This is a genomic window from Eggerthella hominis (assembly GCF_014287365.1).
Lineage (GTDB): Bacteria > Actinomycetota > Coriobacteriia > Coriobacteriales > Eggerthellaceae > Eggerthella > Eggerthella guodeyinii.
The window spans coordinates 482,398-499,874 of record NZ_JACOOA010000001.1 but is presented as its reverse complement, the minus strand read 5'-3'; the positions used below and the strand labels follow the sequence as shown (position 1 = coordinate 499,874).

Sequence of the window (17,477 nt, the reverse complement as noted above, 5' to 3'; positions counted from 1 at the left end):
GCGCGCCGAGCACGTTAGATGCCGGCGGCCGCGTTGGCGCCGGCGATCTGGCCGAAGATGACCGTGGAGGCCACGGCGTTGCCGCCGAGGCGGTTGCCGCCGTGGATGCCGCCCGCGCACTCGCCGGCGGCGTAGAGGCCTTTGATCGCCCGACCCTGCGCGTCGAGCGCGTGGCAGCCGGTGTCGATCTGGATGCCGCCCATGGTGAAGTGGGCGGCGGGCGCGCGCTTCATCGCGTACCAGGGCGCCTTCTCCAGCTTCGTGCTGAGCAGGGCGCGACCGAACGGGTCCTCGCCGGAATCGACGGCGGCGTTGTACGCGTCGATGGTGCCCTGCAGCGTCGAGGTCGGCATCGAGAGCTGGTTCGCGAGATCCTCGACCGTCTCTCCGACGAACACGTCCCCGGTGGCGATGGACTCGGCGATGGGCACGCCGTCGTTCATGACGAGCTCGTCGGCGTTGGGATAGGCGTCGCCGCTCTGCACGATGTACATGAACTTCTCGGGCTGCTCGAAGATGGCCAGGCACAGTTCGTCGCGGCGGCCGTCCTCCTTGACGAAGCGCTCGCCGTCCTTGTTCACGAAGATGCTCGTGTTGACCGAGTACTTGAGGCCCCAGTCGGCGTCGCCGTTGCGCGCGCAGCAGGAGTGCAGCAGCTGGATCTGGTCCATGTTCACGAGGTTCGCGCCCGCCGCCTCGGCCATGAGCGTGCCCGACCCGTCGTCGCGCGACATGTTGGTGGTGTGCAGCGACGAACCCAGATCGGGCCATTTCTCGCTCTCGCAGTACTTCTGGCGCATCTCCACGTTGGAGGCGAACCCGCCCGTGGCGACGACCACGCCCTTCGTCGCGTGGAGGAGGTAGCTCGTTCCCTTGCCGTCCCGGGCCTTCACCCCGGCGACGCGTGCGCCGTCCTTGACGAGCTCCTGCGCCGCGGTGTTCCAGATCACTTCGATGGCGTCGCCGTACTGCGCGATGAGCCGTTCGTAGACGGTGATGTAGCCCGAACCCAGCGGCTTGGCGGTGTAATGCGTGCGCTGCCACAGCGCGCCGCCGCCCTGCTTCACCTCGTCCTTGTACTCGATGCCCAGCTCCTTGATGTCGTGCAGCGATCCCAGCGCGTTCGTCGTGAGCGCAAGGATGAGGTCGACGTTGCCGATCCTGTCGCCGCCATTGTAGGTTTGCAGCGCGTGCCAGTTCGGCGAATCGAACAGCCCGATGCCCCCGGCGGCGAGATACGCGTCGTAATCGTCCTTGACGGCCGCCTGCAGGCGGCCGTGCTCCGCGTCGGCCGTCTCCTCGTTCAGGGCGTCCTCGACGACGCTGCGCAGGGAGTCCGTCATCTCGAGGGCCTGCTGCGCCTCGGGGTCCGCCGCGTTGTAGATGCCGCCCGACACGCAGGTGTTGCCGCCGAAGTAATCGGCCTTCTCCACGATGACGACGGTCGCGCCCGCCTCGGCCGCGGCGATGGCGGCGCGGCAGCCGGTTCCGCCGCCGCCCACCACCACGACGTCGACCGTCTTCTCGACCGTCTCGCCGCCGCCGGCCTCCGGGGGGACGCGCAGCTGCTTGGGATCGCCGCCGGCCTGCTTGACGCAGTCCTCGACGGCGGTCGCGATGGCCTGGCTCGTGAGCGTGGCGCCGCTCACCGCGTCGACCGCCGTGCTCTGCGCCTCCACGATGGCGGACGGAACGGCGTCGAGGGCGCGCTGGCCCACGCCGATCGTCTCGTAGTTCTCGCCGACCTCCACCCCGACGATGGCCGATTCCGATAGGGTGACCTTCACCTCGACGGCGCCGTTGCGGCCCATTGCGGAAGCCGTGTACGTGCCCGCCTCGTAGGTCGCGCCCGCTCCTGCAGCCTCCGTCGCCTTCGGGCCGCAGCCCGCGAGGCCGACGGTCAGCGCGCTCATCGCCAGCACGCCGGCGCCCCCGACGAACGAGCGGCGCGTGAGCTTCCGTGCTTTCTGTTCCGACATGATGCTTCCTCTCCCTTGCTGATGATCCGACGCTTCCGGAGCGCCGACGGCCTTACGACTTCGATCCGCGAACCGGAACGGTGAAACCGTATCCCGCCCGTGCCGTGCCGGGGCGCTTAAAAGCGCTTAAACTGGGCGCGCAGTGTTTATTAAGCGCGCGAAAACGCTTAAACTTGCCCTGACCCGCACGGCGCGAGGGACGCCCGGCGACGGGTTCGGGGGATCGAGCGAGGGGAATCGAGGAACATGCCGAAACAGCGGTCGTCGCGCGCGAGAGCGTATCTTCCCGTCGTGGGGACGGGCGTGGGCATCGGCATCTACCGGTGCGCCCACGAATGGCCCGTCTGGCTCAGCGGGATGTTCGACGGCGCGACGCTGCCGCCCCCGTTTTCGGCGGGCGACTTCTACCTCGTCATCGATGCGGGCAAGATCGTCGGCGTGCTTTTGTATCTGGCCCTGTGCTACCTGTTCGACCGATCCCGCACGAGCGCGGCGCTGCGCGTCCTGCCGAGCGCCGTCATGGTGCTGGGCGGCGTCTGCCCGCTTCTCGGCCTGCTCGGCGCTCCCGTGGGCGAAGGGTACGCGGTGGGCGGCCTCGTCCTCGTCGGGCTGGGGGCCGGCATGCTGTTCTGCCAGTGGATCGAGGTGTGCGGCATGCTGGCGCCCGTCAGGATCGTGCAGGTGCTGGCCATCTCCTACATCGCGCGCCTCGTCATCTTCGCCGGCGTGACGAGCCTGGGCCCCGTCGCGGGCACGCTCATGGCCATGGTGCTGGCTGGCACGTCGTTTCTCCAGGTGGCGGCGTGCACGCCCGTGCAGGCGCGCGGGGGCGGCTGGCCGCGCGCGGTGCCTGCGGGCGCGGACGTGGCGGGGTTCAAGGGCCTGTTCCTCTGGGTGCCGGTGTTCGCGTTCGCCTACGGGCTGGGGGTGGGCTCCACGTCCATGGCCCACGCCACGTTCGAGACGGGGCTGGGAACCGCGCTGCCCATGCTGCTCATCCTCGCGGCGTCGCTCGGGCTGGGCGACCGCTTCGACAGCAAGGTGCTGTACGCCATCGCGTTGCCGCTCATGACGGCCGGCCTCGTGGGCATCGAGTTCCTGAACGCGGCACCCTCGGTCTCGCAGGTGCTGCTGAGCGCCGCGTTCGACAGCTTCCGGCTGCTCGCATTCTGGGAGGTGTGCTCGTTCGCGTACCGGCGCCGGACCTCGGCGATGCTGCTGGGCAGCTGCGTGCGCGTGCTGTCGCTCGTCGTGGACGATGCGGCCGTGTGCCTCATGCGCCTCAACCCGTCGTTCTGGGACAACGGCGTGGCCACGCTGCTCGTCATCATGGTCGCCATCTTCCTGGGGACGCTCGTCTACCTGCCGCGCATCGCGAACCCGGGCGGCGTGCACCGGGCGCCCTTCGAGGGGGAGCCCGACGACCGTGCGCGCTTCGAGGGCCTCGTGGCGTCGGCCGGCCTGTCGCAGCGCGAGACGACCGTGTTCCAGCTGCTGCTGGCGGGAAAGACGGCGGGGGAGGTCAGCGAGGAGCTGTTCATATCCAAGGGGGCCGTGCGCTCCCATATGAGCAGGATATACGATAAGTTCGGCGTGCACTCGCGCCAGGACTTCGACGCGCTGTTCGCCGATCCCGCGGGCGCGTCCTCTGCGGAGGAGGGGCGCGCCCGCGGGGCCTAGATCGCGTCGGAGCGCAGGGAGTCCACGATGCTCGCGGCGTGAGAGCGGTGAAGGGCGTAGGCCACGCTGAGCGCCAGCACCGCGCCCACGATGGCCACGGCGGCGGCCACGTAGTCCCACGGCAGCGAGAACGCGAGGCCGGCGAAGGCCAGGGACGTGGCGCGGTACAGCCCGTAGGTGGCGAGCGCGGCCGCGGCCAGGCCGATGGCCAGCCCGCGCAGCGCGTAGCTCGCGCACTCGTAGGCCAGCATGCGGGCGAAGGCGCGGTTGCCCATGCCGATCGAGCGCAGCGTGGCGAACTCGCGCGTGCGCAGGATGATCCCGTTCGCCAGCGTGTTGAACACGTTGGCCACGGCGATGAGCGTCGTGATGACGGAGAAGCACAGCACGAACAGCTGGACGGCTTGCATGATCAGGCGGTTCTGGCGCGCCCGCTCCGCGATGTCGGTCACGTTGACGGTGATGGCGTCGGTGTAGTCGCGGGCGATCTCCTCGAGCTCGGCCGCGGCCTTCTCGTGGTCGGACGCCGTGAACGAGAGGCCGGCGAACGAGTATGTGAAGGGGTTCTCGTGGTAGTCTCCCCGCCCGGCCGCGTTCGCGGCCACGCTCTCCGGCAGGATGATGGAGGGGAACTGGTTGTTGCCCGAGATGGCGTTCACCGCGGCGGGCTCCTCGGAGACGAGGGCGCCGATCTCGAGGGAGACGGCCGTGGCGGCCTCGTCCAGCGCGGCGACGGTCAGGCCGGCGCCGTCTGCGGGCTCCTGCGCCTGGTCGAGGTAGCCGACGACGGGTTGGCCGTCCGCGCCCTCTTGAACGCCCATGATGCTGAACCCTTCGCGCGCTTCGATGGCGTACAGGTCGATGCCGCCCGTCGCCGCGAACGGGGCCGCGGACACGTAGGTGCCGTCGGGCATGGTGTCCTGGTAGGTGTTCAGGCCGATGGCGCGCGGGTTTTCCGGATCGGCGTAGGCGTCCGCGTCGAGGCCCAGGTCGGCCACGAGCGCGTTCCAGGACGCCTCGTCGACGTAGAAGACGGTGACGCTGCCGTAGTAGGTTCCGTCGGCGCCGAACGAGGACGGCACCCAGGCGGCGCTCACCTGCTCGTCGTAGGCCGCGCGGGCGCGGCGCGCCTCGTCGGAGATCATGCTCGCGTCGATGACGCCCTCGGCCTGCCCCTGACGGCACGAGCCGATGAGCTCGAGGCCGTCGATCCTGCTCACGCGCGCGAGCATCTCGTCGAAGGCGGCGGCGTTCTCCGACAGGTCGCCGACTTCGCGCATGCCGGCGTTGTTCGCATGGGCGGACACCACGATGTCCGCCCCGCTCGCGGCCCCGTTCGTGCTGGCGGCCCGGTCGGACAGCGGGGCGAGGTACAGCGCCACGCTGCCGGTGACCACCACGAGCGCCACGCTCACGGCGAGCGAGGCCACCACGGTGCGCCCGCGCGAGGCGGCGCGCGAGAGGTTGCGGTGGGCGACGAACCCGGGGACGCCGAAGATCCTGCCCGCCGCCCCGGGCCGCACGGGCGAGCCGCCCGCGCGCCGCTTCGAGGCCGCGGCCCGTTCGGCGCGCTTCGACAGGCGCACGTCCCGCGTCTGCCGGATGGCGTCCACGGCCGAGACGCGCGCGGCGCGGGCCGCGGGCACCCAGGCGCTCACCAGCAGCGTCGCGAACGACAGCGCCGCCGCCGCGGCCAGCGCGCCCGCGTCCACGTGCACCGGGAGCCCCGTCGCGCCCGAGCCCAGCATCGCGGCGAACGCCTCCTGCGACGCCGCGAACACGCCCGCCGTGCCCGCCACGCCGGCCAGCAGGCCGAGGGGCACCCCGAGCGCGCCCAGCAGCAGCGCCTCCGCCAGCACGGTGCGCCGCAGCTGGCGCTTCGAGGCGCCGAGCGAGGCCAGCAGGCCGAACTGCCGCGTGCGCTCGGCCACCGAGATGGCGAACGCGTTGTAGATGAGCGACACGGACGCCACCACGATGACCGCGGCCAGCACGGCGGCCACCATCCACAGCGTCCCCCAGATGGGGCGGTTGTCGGCGATGCCGAGGTACGCGAACAGGTTCGTGTGGTACAGCGTGGTGTCGGCGCTATCGAGCCCCGTCGTCTCCTCGAAGAACGCCTGCATCTCGTCGCGGCTGCCGATGCCCTGCGTCACGACGTAGGCGCCCATCATCGGCTCGCCGTCGGCGTCGACGACGGTCGCGGGCGCGTCGGCGGCGTTCAGCGCGACCGACGACGAGCTGGCGGCGGTGTAGTTGTTCGCGAGGTAGGGCGGCTGGTGCTCGTAGAAGCCCGTCACCTTGAGGGTGCGGGGTCGGGCGTCGACGACGACCTCCTCCTCGCCGTCGGCCGTGCGCGCGCCCAGGTCGGCCGTCACGACGCTGCCCACCTCCACGGGGCCGTCCGACGCCACGCCGCCCTCGCCGTCCGCGCCGAGCGTCTCGCCCTTGAAGTAGTCGGGCAGCACGATCTCGTCGGCCGTCCGGGGCATGTCGCCCTCCACGAGCTCGGGCATGAGCGCGAACGGCGCGCCGCCGGGCTCGTCGGAGCCCTTGACCGTGGTCGGCAGGCTCTTGAGCGTGAGGAAGGTGCCCAGGTAGCGGGCGTCTTCCTCCGACAGCGCCGCCGTGCCGCCCTTCGCGAACGACGCGAGGTCGCTCACCCGGTCGCTTTCCGCGAGCGCGTCGACGGCGGATGCGGGAACCTCGGAGGAGAACACGTGCCACGACCCCTCCGTGGCGCTGGTGCGCTCGAGCATCCCCGCCTGCACGCTGGCCACGCTGGTCAGCACGGCGGCCAAGAGCGCCGCGGACAGCGCGATGCCGACCACCGTCACGGCGGTGCGCACGCGGTTCGCGCTGAGCGTGCGCAGGGTGAACCGCGTGAATATGCCCGCCATCACCGCCGCCTCTCGTCGGAGGAGACGCGCCCGTCCTCGATGGCGATGACGCGGTCGGCCATGCAGGCGATGTCCTCGTCGTGCGTGATCACCACGAGGGTCTGGTCGAACCGCTTGTTCGACTCGCGCAGGAGGGCCATGATCTCGCGCGAGTTGCGCGAATCGAGGTTGCCGGTGGGCTCGTCGGCCAGCACCACGGCCGGGGCGTTCATGAGCGCGCGCCCTATGGCCACGCGCTGCTGCTGGCCGCCGGACAGCTGGTTGGGCAGGAAGCGCTCGTGGCCGCGCAGACTTAAGGCCCCCAGCAGCATGTCGAGGCGCTCCTCGTTCACGGCGCGCCCGTCCATGAGCACGGGCAGCGTCATGTTCTCCACCACGTTGAGCACGGGGATGAGGTTGTAGAACTGGTAGACCAGCCCCACGTCGCGGCGGCGCAGCACGGCCAGCTCCTCGTCGGAGCGCGCGTACACGTCCGCGCCGTTCAGCAGCACCGTGCCCGAGGTGGGGCGGTCGACGCCGCCCATGAGGTGCAGAAGCGTCGACTTGCCCGACCCCGACGAGCCGACGATGGCGACGAACTCGCCGGCCGCCACGCTGAACGACACGTCGTCGAGCGCCGTGAGCGCCGTGGGGCCGCTTCCGTACACCTTGGTGAGATGGTCGATGGTCAGGATGTCCATGATGAGCCTTTCTCGCTGACAGTCTACGGAACAGTGTGGCAGCCCGCGCTTGCGCGGGCGTGAACGCTCGGTGACGGAATTGTCATATTGGCCGCCGCGGGGCGGGCTGCGAGCCGCGGCGCGGCTGCTCGGAGCGGTGCCGCCCGCCGCGCGCTACACGATGACCTTGGGGAACGTGAAGTCGAAGCGCGCGCCGCCCGCCTCGCGGTCGTTGCCCGCGCGCAGCGTGCCGCCCTGGGCAACCGTGAGCGCCTGGGCGAGGGCCAGGCCGATGCCGAACCCCTCGGAGCCTTCTCCGCGGTAGAAGCGCTCGAACAGGCGGGGGAGGTCCTCGTCGGCGATGCCCGGCCCCGTGTCGGTGACGCGCAGACGGCAGGCGACGGCGTCCTCGACGGCGCGCACGCGCACGGTGCCGCCGGCGGGGGTGTGCTCCATGCAGTTCTTGAGGACGTTGCCCAGCGCCTCGGCCGACCAGGCGGCGTCCCCCGTGAACGACGCGCCGTCCGCGACGTCCACCTCGCAGGCCACGTCGCGCAGGTCGAAGGCGCCGGCGAGCGGGGCCAGCGCGTCGCGCACGAGCTTCGCCGCGTCCACGGGGTGCGCCTGCACGCGGATGGCGCCGGCGTCGGCCTTCGCCAGCTTCAGCAGCGCGGTCACGAGCCAGCCCACGCGGTGGACGAGCGCCTCCAGCTCGTGGAGCGCCCGCGTGCGTTCGGCCTCGTCGGCGGCGCGCTCGACGGCGCCGATGAGCAGCCCCATGGCCGTGAGCGGCGTGCGTATCTGGTGCGACACGTCGGCCAGCGCGTCGGCCAGGGCGTTCTTCTCGGCGTCGAGGCGCTCGGTGGCGGTGCGCAGGGCGGCCACCATCTTCGCCAGCTCGTTCTTGAGCACCGCGAGGTCGCCCTCGCGGTAGTCGGAGAAGTCGATGCGCCGCCCGTCGTGCAGCACCTCGTCGACCTCGGCGGCAAGCCGCGCGATCTGGCGGTAGCGGCGCGCGGAGAACGTCGCGAACAGCGCGCAGGCCACGATGCCGGACGCGAGCGCCCACAGCCCCGCGCGCGGCCCCTCGATCGCGGCGGCCGCCGCGGCGACGGCCGCCAGCGCGCCGGCGAGCAGCGCCAGCTGGCAGGAGAACGAGCGGTTCCTCAGAAGCCCCATGTCAGGCCCCCGTCCGGTAGCCCAACCCGCGCACGGTGAGGATGAGCCGCGGGTTTCCGGGGTCGTCCTCCACCTTGTCGCGCAGCCGCTTGATGTAGACGCTCAGCGTGTTGTCGCTCACGTACTCGCCGGCGCTGTCCCAGATGGCGTTGCGCACGTGCTCGCGCGTGACGAGCTTGCCCTGGCTCTGCGCGAACAGCAGCAGCAGCCGGTACTCGAGCGCCGTGAGCGCCACGTCGCGTCCGGCCTTGCGCACGCACGCCGCGCCCGCGTCGACCTCCACGTCGCCCAGGTGCAAAAGCGACGCGGCGGCGTTCGTGCGGCGCAGCACCGAGCGAATGCGCGAGAGCAGCTCGCGGGCGCGGAAGGGCTTGGCGATGTAGTCGTCGGCGCCCATGTCGAGGCCGGCCACGGTGCTGTACTCGTCGTCGGAGGCCGTGAGGAAGATGACGGCGGGCGCGGGGTCGCACGCCTTGGCGGCGGCGCACACGGCGAACCCGTTGCCCTGCGCCAGCGCGACGTCCACGAGCGCCAGGTCGAAGCGCTCCGCGTCCAACAGGGCGACGGCCGCGTCCTGGCCGGCGGCCGATGCCGTCTCATAGCCTTCCGATCGCAGCAGGTCCGTCAAGCTGGCGACGATGGCCGCATCGTCTTCGACGAGCAACATGCGCATGGTGCGTCCTTCCCTTCGAGTGCTTCGCGTCCACGGTAGCAGAAAACCGGGGAAAGGGGAGGGGCGATCAGCCTTCTTCGTCGTCGACGAACTCCAGAAGGTCGCCGGGTTGGCAGTCCAGCTCCTTGCAGATGGCGTTGAGCGTTTTGAAGCGCAGGCCGCTGACCTTGCCGTTCTTGAGCTTCGACAGGTTGCCGTCGGCGATGCCCACCCGTTCGGCCAGCTCGCCCAGGGAAACCTTGCGATCGGCCATCATCCGATCGAGGCGCAGCACGATAGCCATGCCGCCCTCCTAGATGATCTCGAAGTTCTCGTCCTGGACGAGATACCCGTACTCGAGTATCTGCCCGAGGCAGAACACGATGGCGGCCAGCATGAAGGCGAACATGACCGACTCGTCCACGAGCGCGCCGGACGGCGTTCCGGTTTGGATGCTGAAGATCGTCCAGTACAGCCATTTCGGCACGGTGAGCGCCGCGAACAGGAGCACCGCCGCCGCCTTGATCCTGCGCGGCAGCGCGGCGAAGAACGGCGTCTCCTCCCGGTTGATGCGCAGGAAGACGAAGGCGACGTACACGGCCAGCGCGATGAGCAGGGCGTCCCTGAACAGGCTCATGCCGCGGCGCGCGGAGTCGGGGTTCGACAGCGCCCCGCCGGTCGTCAACCAGTCGACGATGAGGATCGACGTCTGAATGCCGAACATGAGCGCGATGAAGAGGATCGCGACGAACGCGGTCATGCTGGTTGCCTTGATCTTGGCGCGCGTCTTGTCCATATGGGCCTCCCTGCTCTCGGATGGCCCCAGTATACGCCGGAATATGCCGTATTACGATATGAATATGACGTTTTACGTCAAACCAGGCGGTTTGTCGATCTACAGGTCGACCCAGAACTTCGAATTCTTGTACAGCTCCTCCACCTTGTTGCGCGCCCAGGGCGTCTTGCGCAGGAACGACAGCGAGCTCTTGAAGTTCGGATCCTTCTTGAAGCAGTTGATCCTGATGCGCTTGGCCAGGCCGTCCCAGCCGTACTTGTTCACCAGCTGCTTGAGCATCGTCTCCAGCGTGATGCCGTGCAGCGGGTCGTTGGGGTGCTGGCGGTCTGCGGGGTTGTCGGGCATGGGCTCTCCGTGTTCCTCTCGTGGCGTACGCGTTCCATCATGACGCATTTCGGCCCGAACCGCCGCGTGAAAACGGGAAACGCCGCCCGAACGGACGGCGTTTCCGCATGCGGGGCCCGCCTTAGCGGCGGCCCATCGCCCATACCGCGCGCACGCCGAGGAGCGTGAACGCCGCGACGGCGACGGCGCCCGCCGCGCCGCTGGCGATGAGCCCGCCGACGAGGCATGCGCCGTGCCCGTGGCGATGCCCGTGCCCGTGGCGATGCCCGTGCCCTCGGCAGGGCCGGGCGTCGGATGCCTCCGGCGCGTTCGGCATCCCGGGCGTCTCGGATGCATCGGGCGCTTCGGGCACCGCCGTCGCGTCCGATGCGCAGGGCGCGTCGCGTTCCTCCTCGTTTCCCATGAGGGTGTCGAGCCCCCGGCCGAGCGCGGCGGGACGGCCGCTTCCTTCTTTCGCGTTCATGGCTGCCTCCTTCTGCTTGGGCTTGTCCTTCCACGCAGCACCCTACGCCCGGCCGTCGGCGGCGCAGCGGGAGGACGCGCGGCGTGAGCGTCGCGCGACGCAGCTGTAACGTTCGGTTGGGAAACGGGGCCGCGCAAGGCGGGCGGGAGCTAGAGGTCGGAGGAGACGAAGCTGTCGATGACGCGCAGCGCGGGATGGGCCGCGATGCCGCCCACGAGCGCGCCGCCCGCCCCGACGACCCAGTCGAAGAGGCTGAAGGGGTGGTCGGGCACCATGAGCGACACCGCGCCGTCGGCAATGCCGAGCACGCACGTGACCAGCACGGCCACCGCGCAGGCGGTGAGCAGCCCCATGTGCTGCCACAGCGCGTTGGCCAGCAGGAAGCTGAGCACGGCGAACTCGATGAAGTACGCGACGGGCGAGGGCGCGCTCACGGCGGGCCCGAAGTACACGACGGCCGCCCACGCGACGACGAGCGCCCAGCGCCCGAAGACGATGAAGCGCCGCCGCCCCGACATGCGCGGACGTTCGTTCTCGGTATCTTGTCGCCGGTCATCCATGAGCGCACCATACCACGCAGCCCGCCCCGTCCTCGACACGGGTACCGTACCGTTGCCTGCGCCGAGGACGAAAGGGAACAAATGTTTCACGTGAAACATTCGAAGTGGCAGCGGCTTGCGGAGCGCGCGAGGCATTGTACCCTGACTCTCCTCGCTGAGGAACGCCAGGGTGGCGCGCGAGACGACGCAAGGAGGGCGGGGACGCCGATGAGCTCGAGGCCGATGCGCCGTCGCGGGGGGGGGGCGGGGCCGATTCCCCGGAGGCGTTCTGCCCCACCCCGCGGCGGAGTCCGCAGGGCCGCGGACTTGTCGGGGACGGGCTCGCGCCGGGCATCGCGCCCCGAACAGGGAACCCGTACAAATGTTTCACGTGAAACATCGGGCACGGATTCCGTCTCGACCGCGCGTGCCGGGCGGCGATGCGCAGCTGCGGGCCCCGTAAACGCGCCGTGCCGCCCCCCCCGGGGCGGCACGGTCGGCGACTCGCTTGGCGGATGCGCGGCTTGCTACTTCCTCACGTTCATGGCGCGCATGGCGTTGAGGATGGCGATCACGGCCACGCCCACGTCGGCGAACACGGCCAGCCACATGTTGGCGATGCCCACCGCCGCCAGGATCAGCACGAGGAACTTCACGCCGAGGGCGAACACGATGTTCTGCCACACGATGCCCATGGTCTTGCGGGCGATGTGGACGGCCTTCGCGATGTTCGAGGGCTTGTCGTCCATGAGCACGACGTCGGCCGCCTCGATGGCCGCGTCCGACCCCATCGCGCCCATGGCGATGCCGATGTCGGCGCGGGTGAGCACGGGCGCGTCGTTGATGCCGTCGCCCACGAACGCCAGCTTGCCCTTGCCGGCGCCGTGCGCGTGCGTCTCCTCCAGCAGCCTCTCCACTTCCGCCACCTTGTCCTGGGGCAGCAGCTGCGCGCGGAACTCGTCGATGCCGAGCTCGCTGGCCACGGCGGCGGCCACGTCGGCGCGGTCGCCCGTCAGCATGACGGTCTTCTTCACGCCGGCCGCGCGCAAGGCGGCGATGGCCTCGGCCGCGTCGGGCTTGATGACGTCGGCGATGACGATGTGGCCGATGTAGTCGCCGTCGAGCGACACGTGCAGGATGGTGCCGGTCAGCTCGCAGTCGTGGCAGCCCACGCCGCATTCGCTCATGAGCTTGTCGTTGCCCACGAGCACCACGTGCTCGTCGATGCGCGCCCGCACGCCGTGGCCGCTCTGCTCCTGCACATCGTCGATGCGCTGCTGGTCGATGGGCCCCGAGTAGGCCTGCTTGACCGACAGGGCGATCGGGTGGTTCGAGTACGCCTCGGCGTGCGCCGCGATGGACAGCAGCCGGTCGGGGTCGATGTCGGCCTCGGGATGCACGGCCACCACGTTGAACGAGCCGTCGGTGAGCGTGCCGGTCTTGTCGAACACGACCGTCTCGGTGCCGGCGAGCGTCTCCAGGTAGTTGCTGCCCTTCACGAGGATGCCCAGGCGCGAGGCGCCGCCGATGCCGCCGAAGAACGACAGGGGCACGCTGATGACGAGCGCGCAGGGGCACGACACCACGAGGAAGATCAGCCCGCGCTGCACCCAGTCGGACCAGTTCTGGCCCAGCAGCAGCGGCGGCACGACGGCCAGCAGCACCGCGATGCCCACGACCGCCGGGGTGTAGTAGCGCGCGAAGCGGGTGATGAAGTTCTCGGTCTTGGCCTTCTTCTCGGCCGCGTTCTCCACGAGCTCGAGGATGCGGCTCACGGTGGACTCGCCGAAGGGCTTGGTCACGCGGACGGTGATGAGGCCGGTCATGTTGACGCAGCCCGAGATGATCTCGTCGCCCGCGCGCACCTCGCGCGGCACCGACTCGCCGGTGAGGGCCGCGGTGTCGAGCTGCGAGGTGCCGCTCGCCACGACGCCGTCGAGCGGCACGCGCTCGCCGGCTTTCACGACGATCTCATCGCCCACAGCCACCTCGTAGGGATCCACCTGCACGAGCTGCCCGTCGCGCTCCACGTTGGCGAAGTCGGGCGCGATGTCCATCATGTCGGCGATGGACTTGCGGCTCTTGCCCACGGCGTAGCTTTGGAACAGCTCGCCCACCTGGTAGAACAGCATGACGGCCGCGCCTTCGGCCATGTGCGGGTCGCTGTCGGGGAACAGCACGAGCGCGAAGGCGCCGATGGTGGCCACGCTCATGAGGAAGTTCTCGTCGAACACCTGGCCGTGGCCGATGTTCTTCGCCGCGCGCAGCAGCACGTCGTAGCCGGCGATGAGGTAGGGGACGAGGAAGAGCGCGAACTCCACCCACAGCGCCGCCGTCTCGCTGCCGAGCCACGTCGACAGCGGAAGCAGCTCCGCCACGACGTACACGACGACGAACAGCGCGATGGCGAGGATGATGCGGTTCCTCGTGCGTTTCTGTTTCTTGTTCATGGTCTCCAACCTTGTGGTCCGGGGAAGAGCGCAACGCACCGCCGGAATGTTTCACGTGAAACATCCGTTCGTGCAATTGGCTCTTCGATTGTCAGCGGGCGGTTAGCGCAGGATGACGCAATCCGGCTCGATCTTCTGGCACACGCGCTCGGCTTCGTCGAGCACCGCGTCGAAGCGGTCGTCGTCGGCTTCCAGCACGAGCTTCTGCGTCATGAAGCTGACCGTGGCGCTTTTCACACCGTCGATGTTCTTGATGCCGTTCTCCATCTTGGCGGCGCAGTTCGCGCAGTCGAGGTCCTGGAGTTTGAAGGCTTTGCGCATGGGTGTTCCTTTCGGTAGGGACGTTCGTCGGGTCGTTCGCTGCCTGTCGTTCGTCGTTCGCTATTCGCAGATGTGGGTCATGCCCTGGGCGAGCATGGTGTACACATGATCGTCGGACAGCGAGTAGATGACGTTCTTGCCGTCGCGCTGGAACTTGACGAGGCGGGCCTGCTTGAGCGTGCGCAGCTGGTGCGACACGGCGCTTTGCGTGGCGCCGATGAGCTCGGCGAGGTCGGCGACGCACAGTTCCTGGCCCATGAGCGCGTACAGCATCTTGATGCGCGTCGTGTCGCCGAACACCTTGAACAGGTCGGCCAGGTCGTACAGCAGCTCCTCGTCGGGCATGCTCTCGGGCCCCGGCCCGGACGCGCCCGCGTGCTCGGCGCAGCCGCACGAGCAGCCGTTGTCGTGCGCGCTCTCCGCGAGGGCGGCGCCGTCGTCGGGGGCCGGCGCGGTCTTGCTCTGGTTTTGCTTCATCCTGTTAACCTCTCAACATATGATCAACTGTTCATAAGTATACGGAGGAGACGCGGCCTGTCAAGGGGGAAGGGGGAGAATTTCCCGCTTGTTGCATTTACAACGAAGGGCGTCGCCGCCGCGTGCTATGCTCGCGAGCATACCGACGAGAGCGCGCGGGAGCGCATGCAGGAGGAACCTTATGATACGGAAGATCATCGAGATCGACGAGGCGGCGTGCGCCGGCTGCGGCCTGTGCGTGACGGCGTGCCATGAAGGCGCGATAGGCCTGGTGGGCGGCAAGGCGCGCCTGCTGCGCGACGACTACTGCGACGGGCTGGGCGATTGCCTGCCGGCGTGCCCGACCGGCGCCATCGCCTTCGTCGAGCGCGAGGCCGAGGCCTACGACGAGGCGGCCGTGCTGGCGGCGCAGGGCCGGGCGGAAGCGAATGATGCGGAAGCGGTCGCGCCGGTCGCGCCGCGCCCCTCCGAGCTGGCATCGTGGCCGGTGGAGATCAAGCTCGTCCCCGTGCAGGCGCCGTACTTCCAGGGCGCGCACGTGCTGATCGCCGCCGACTGCACGGCGTTCGCCTACGCCGATTTCCATCGCGACTTCATGCGCGGCCGCACCACCCTCATCGGCTGCCCGAAGCTGGACGCCGTCGACTACAGCCAGAAGCTCGAGGCCGTCTTCGCGGGCAACGACATCGCCTCGGTCACCGTGGCGCGCATGGAGGTGCCCTGCTGCGGCGGCCTCGAGCACGCGGCGCGCACGGCCCTCGAGCGCAGCGGCAAGGACGTGCCGTTCGAGGTGGCGGTGATCTCCACGCGCGGAGACCTGCTCGAGCGGCGGTAGCGCCCCGCGGCGACCATGGCACCGCAGCATCGCCGCCGCGCCATCGTCGCGAGAATGTTTCACGTGAAACATTTGTACGGGTTTGGCGCTCGCGGGTTCGGGGCAGGCGGGGCGCGCGGGGCCTGCGGCGTTCCGCCTGCAATTTCGTTCAAGCGGGGCGCGCTCGTTCATGGTATCGTTTCCTGCTTGGACGAAAGGGTTCGCATGGAAACGATCGAAGCATGGAACGAGCGCCCCGATGTGGCGGGCGCGCGCTTGGCCGACCCCGACATGGGGGCCGAGAATCGGCGCATCGCGCCGTTCGGGCCGTGCCCGGGCGTGGAGTTCGTCACCCTCGAGGGCATCGTGCAGCCCTTCCCGCTGCACTTCCACGACTTCTGGACCATCGGGCAGATGGTGGGCGGCGGCCGTCGCATGCGCTGCCGGGCCGAGGAGCACGTGCTGGGCCCCGACGACTTCGTGCTGTTCGAGCCGGGCGAGGTGCACGGCTGCGAGCCCGTGGGGAAGGCGCCGCTGGCGTATCGCAGCATCGTCGTCCCCGACGAGCTGTTCTCCCAGGTGGTGGGCGAGGCCCTCGGTGTGCCGGGCCCGCATCGCTTCAAGGCGGTGGTCACGCGCGACGTGTCGCTGTCGGCCTGCATGGCGCGGCTGTACGCGTTCGCGTGGAGCGAGGGCGCCGACCAGCTCGAGGAAGAGGAGGCCCTGCTCGCCCTGCTGGCGCGCGTGGCGCGCTGCTGCGAGGGCGGCCGGCCGCCCTCGCCTTCCCCCGTCTCGGCGACCGCTTCCGAAGCGGCGGTCGCCCGGGCCCGGGCGCTCGTCGACGAGGCCTACGCCGCGGAGCTGACGCTCGCCGACCTGGCGCAGGCCGCCGGGCTGTCGCGGTTCGCCCTCATCCGCGCGTTCTCCGACGAGACGGGCCTCACGCCCCATCGCTACCTGCAGGCCGTGCGGGCGAACCGCGCCCGCGACCTGCTGGCCGCGGGCGACGCCCCGGCTGAGGCGGCTGCGCGCGCCGGGTTCTCCGACCAGGCGCACATGACCCGGGTGTTCAAGTCGTTCTACGGCGTCACGCCGGGCCGCTACCGCAGCGCCGCGCGCGCTTCGCGCGAGGGGCGCTAGCATGGCCGCCGCAGACGTCCGGACGGCGGACGACGCGCAGGCGCAGCAGCGGCCCGCCGTGCGCGGGCACGCGCTGGCGCTCGTCACCGTGCTCGTGTGGGCCGTGACGTTCGTGTCCACGAAGGTGCTGCTCGTGCACCTCGCGCCCATCGAGATCCTGTTCTTCCGCTTCGTGATCGGCTTCGGCGCGCTCGCGCTGCTGCGCCCGCGCATCCTGCGCGTGCAGGGCTTCAAGGAGGAGCGCTGGTTCATGCTGGCGGGCGCCACCGGCGTCACGCTGTACTACCTGCTGGAGAACATCGCGCTCACGTTCACCACGGCCTCCATCGTGGGCGTGGTCGTGGCGGCGGCGCCGCTGTTCACCGGCATCGCCTCGGCCGTAGCGCTCAAGGAGCGCCTGCGCGCGCCGTTCTTCGCGGGCTTCGCGGTGGCCATGGCGGGCGTGTGCCTGGTCAGCTTCGCGGGCGGCGCGGCGGGGCTGGCGGGGGAGGACGGCCTCGGCCAGGCGGGCCTCGCGGGCGTGGCGCTGGCGCTGGCGGCCGCGGGCACGTGGGCCGTGTACTCCATCGTGACGAAGAAGCTCTCGACGTTCGGCTACGACAGCATCCTCGTCACGCGCCGCACGTTCGCCTGGGGACTCGCGTTCATGCTCCCGACGCTGCCCGTCCTGGGCTTCTCGCCCGACTGGGCCTCGCTCGCCGCGCCCGAGATGTGGGGCAACCTCGTGTTCCTGGGGCTGGGTGCCAGCGCGCTGTGCTTCGTGACGTGGAACATGGCGGTGAAAGAGCTGGGGCCCGTGAAGACGAGCCTGTACATTTACCTCGTGCCGGCGCTCACCGTGCTGGCCTCGGCGGCCGTGCTGGGCGACCCGCTCACGCCGCCCGTCATCGCCGGCGTGGCTCTGACCATCGTCGGGCTGTTCCTGTCCGAGCGCGGCAAGTAGCTTCGCGCCTTGCGGGGCCGCGTCGCCCGGGGATGATGCTCCAAGCAGGGAACCAGAACGGATGTTTCACGTGAAACATCCGTTCTTGGCGAGCCCCCCCGCTCCGTTTGCGTGCGGTTTTCACCCCGATGCCCGATGTC

Annotated in this window: 17 protein-coding genes; 4 read left to right on the top strand and 13 right to left on the bottom strand. The window is 70.0% G+C overall.

Annotated features, from left to right (window positions below; translation table 11 throughout):
* Positions 1-14 precede the first annotated feature (14 nt).
* Positions 15-1,979: an FAD-dependent oxidoreductase gene (locus H8S61_RS02215; protein ID WP_186937806.1), complete on the bottom strand. Its 1,965-nt coding sequence runs from the start codon at positions 1,977-1,979 to the stop codon at positions 15-17.
* Between the two features lie 246 nt (positions 1,980-2,225).
* Between H8S61_RS02215 and H8S61_RS02210 the strand changes: the two genes are divergently transcribed.
* On the top strand, positions 2,226-3,659 hold the full coding sequence (locus tag H8S61_RS02210; protein WP_186937805.1) for a helix-turn-helix transcriptional regulator: 1,434 nt from the start codon (positions 2,226-2,228) through the stop codon (positions 3,657-3,659).
* Here H8S61_RS02210 and H8S61_RS02205 read toward each other — a convergent pair.
* From H8S61_RS02205 to H8S61_RS02150, 12 genes are all read right to left on the bottom strand, one after another.
* Complete coding sequence (locus H8S61_RS02205; RefSeq protein ID WP_186937804.1) at positions 3,656-6,559, bottom strand: FtsX-like permease family protein; 2,904 nt, start codon at positions 6,557-6,559, stop codon at positions 3,656-3,658. The genes H8S61_RS02210 and H8S61_RS02205 overlap by 4 nt on opposite strands.
* Positions 6,559-7,239: an ABC transporter ATP-binding protein gene (locus tag H8S61_RS02200; RefSeq protein ID WP_186937803.1), complete on the bottom strand. Its 681-nt coding sequence runs from the start codon at positions 7,237-7,239 to the stop codon at positions 6,559-6,561. Before H8S61_RS02200 ends, H8S61_RS02205 begins: the two co-directional genes overlap by 1 nt.
* 153 nt (positions 7,240-7,392) lie before the next feature.
* Entirely contained in the window at positions 7,393-8,397 is a 1,005-nt protein-coding gene (locus tag H8S61_RS02195) for a sensor histidine kinase (protein ID WP_160942497.1), read from the bottom strand.
* Position 8,398: 1 nt separating this feature from the next.
* Positions 8,399-9,070 (bottom strand): response regulator transcription factor, encoded by a 672-nt coding sequence (locus tag H8S61_RS02190; protein ID WP_186937802.1) that lies wholly within the window; start codon positions 9,068-9,070, stop codon positions 8,399-8,401.
* 67 nt (positions 9,071-9,137) lie between these two features.
* On the bottom strand, positions 9,138-9,353 hold the full coding sequence (locus H8S61_RS02185; protein WP_186937801.1) for a helix-turn-helix domain-containing protein: 216 nt from the start codon (positions 9,351-9,353) through the stop codon (positions 9,138-9,140).
* A 9-nt stretch (positions 9,354-9,362) separates the two neighbouring features.
* Entirely contained in the window at positions 9,363-9,845 is a 483-nt protein-coding gene (locus H8S61_RS02180; RefSeq protein ID WP_186937800.1) for a hypothetical protein, read from the bottom strand.
* 99 nt (positions 9,846-9,944) lie between these two features.
* Entirely contained in the window at positions 9,945-10,190 is a 246-nt protein-coding gene (locus H8S61_RS02175) for a VF530 family protein (RefSeq protein ID WP_154331987.1), read from the bottom strand.
* A 121-nt stretch (positions 10,191-10,311) separates the two neighbouring features.
* Positions 10,312-10,653, bottom strand: coding sequence for a hypothetical protein (locus H8S61_RS02170; protein WP_186937799.1), 342 nt, complete (start codon positions 10,651-10,653; stop codon positions 10,312-10,314).
* Positions 10,654-10,802: 149 nt separating this feature from the next.
* Positions 10,803-11,213, bottom strand: a complete 411-nt coding sequence (locus tag H8S61_RS02165) for a Tat pathway signal protein (protein ID WP_186937798.1) — start codon at positions 11,211-11,213, stop codon at positions 10,803-10,805.
* A 506-nt stretch (positions 11,214-11,719) separates the two neighbouring features.
* The gene (locus tag H8S61_RS02160) at positions 11,720-13,642 is read right to left on the bottom strand and encodes a heavy metal translocating P-type ATPase (protein WP_186937797.1); all 1,923 of its coding nucleotides are present in this window, start codon (positions 13,640-13,642) and stop codon (positions 11,720-11,722) included.
* Between the two features lie 102 nt (positions 13,643-13,744).
* Positions 13,745-13,963, bottom strand: a complete 219-nt coding sequence (locus H8S61_RS02155) for a cation transporter (protein WP_160942504.1) — start codon at positions 13,961-13,963, stop codon at positions 13,745-13,747.
* 60 nt (positions 13,964-14,023) lie between these two features.
* On the bottom strand, positions 14,024-14,440 hold the full coding sequence (locus H8S61_RS02150; protein WP_160942505.1) for an ArsR/SmtB family transcription factor: 417 nt from the start codon (positions 14,438-14,440) through the stop codon (positions 14,024-14,026).
* A gap of 181 nt (positions 14,441-14,621) precedes the next feature.
* Here H8S61_RS02150 and H8S61_RS02145 point away from each other — a divergent pair, with 181 nt between their 5' ends.
* The 3 genes from H8S61_RS02145 to H8S61_RS02135 all read left to right on the top strand — a co-directional run bounded on the left by H8S61_RS02145 (position 14,622) and on the right by H8S61_RS02135 (position 17,337).
* A complete protein-coding gene (locus tag H8S61_RS02145; RefSeq protein ID WP_186937796.1) occupies positions 14,622-15,275 on the top strand; it encodes an ATP-binding protein in 654 nt (217 codons plus the stop codon).
* 204 nt (positions 15,276-15,479) lie between these two features.
* Positions 15,480-16,394, top strand: coding sequence for a helix-turn-helix transcriptional regulator (locus tag H8S61_RS02140; RefSeq protein WP_186937795.1), 915 nt, complete (start codon positions 15,480-15,482; stop codon positions 16,392-16,394).
* 1 nt (position 16,395) lies between these two features.
* Positions 16,396-17,337: a DMT family transporter gene (locus H8S61_RS02135; RefSeq protein ID WP_186937794.1), complete on the top strand. Its 942-nt coding sequence runs from the start codon at positions 16,396-16,398 to the stop codon at positions 17,335-17,337.
* Positions 17,338-17,477: the final 140 nt, after the last annotated feature.

Bases quoted from the DNA above. Each gene is read 5' to 3' on its own strand.
- H8S61_RS02215 (WP_186937806.1), bottom strand. From the start codon at position 1,979: ATGTCGGAACAGAAAGCACGGAAGCTCACGCGCCGCTCGTTCGTCGGG.
- H8S61_RS02150 (WP_160942505.1), bottom strand. From the start codon at position 14,440: ATGAAGCAAAACCAGAGCAAGACCGCGCCGGCCCCCGACGACGGCGCC.
- H8S61_RS02205 (WP_186937804.1), bottom strand. From the start codon at position 6,559: ATGGCGGGCATATTCACGCGGTTCACCCTGCGCACGCTCAGCGCGAAC.
- H8S61_RS02160 (WP_186937797.1), bottom strand. From the start codon at position 13,642: ATGAACAAGAAACAGAAACGCACGAGGAACCGCATCATCCTCGCCATC.
- H8S61_RS02155 (WP_160942504.1), bottom strand. From the start codon at position 13,963: ATGCGCAAAGCCTTCAAACTCCAGGACCTCGACTGCGCGAACTGCGCC.
- H8S61_RS02170 (WP_186937799.1), bottom strand. From the start codon at position 10,653: ATGAACGCGAAAGAAGGAAGCGGCCGTCCCGCCGCGCTCGGCCGGGGG.
- H8S61_RS02135 (WP_186937794.1), top strand. From the start codon at position 16,396: ATGGCCGCCGCAGACGTCCGGACGGCGGACGACGCGCAGGCGCAGCAG.
- H8S61_RS02185 (WP_186937801.1), bottom strand. From the start codon at position 9,353: ATGGCTATCGTGCTGCGCCTCGATCGGATGATGGCCGATCGCAAGGTT.
- H8S61_RS02175 (WP_154331987.1), bottom strand. From the start codon at position 10,190: ATGCCCGACAACCCCGCAGACCGCCAGCACCCCAACGACCCGCTGCAC.
- H8S61_RS02140 (WP_186937795.1), top strand. From the start codon at position 15,480: ATGGAAACGATCGAAGCATGGAACGAGCGCCCCGATGTGGCGGGCGCG.
- H8S61_RS02190 (WP_186937802.1), bottom strand. From the start codon at position 9,070: ATGCGCATGTTGCTCGTCGAAGACGATGCGGCCATCGTCGCCAGCTTG.
- H8S61_RS02210 (WP_186937805.1), top strand. From the start codon at position 2,226: ATGCCGAAACAGCGGTCGTCGCGCGCGAGAGCGTATCTTCCCGTCGTG.
- H8S61_RS02145 (WP_186937796.1), top strand. From the start codon at position 14,622: ATGATACGGAAGATCATCGAGATCGACGAGGCGGCGTGCGCCGGCTGC.
- H8S61_RS02180 (WP_186937800.1), bottom strand. From the start codon at position 9,845: ATGGACAAGACGCGCGCCAAGATCAAGGCAACCAGCATGACCGCGTTC.
- H8S61_RS02195 (WP_160942497.1), bottom strand. From the start codon at position 8,397: ATGGGGCTTCTGAGGAACCGCTCGTTCTCCTGCCAGCTGGCGCTGCTC.
- H8S61_RS02200 (WP_186937803.1), bottom strand. From the start codon at position 7,239: ATGGACATCCTGACCATCGACCATCTCACCAAGGTGTACGGAAGCGGC.
- H8S61_RS02165 (WP_186937798.1), bottom strand. From the start codon at position 11,213: ATGGATGACCGGCGACAAGATACCGAGAACGAACGTCCGCGCATGTCG.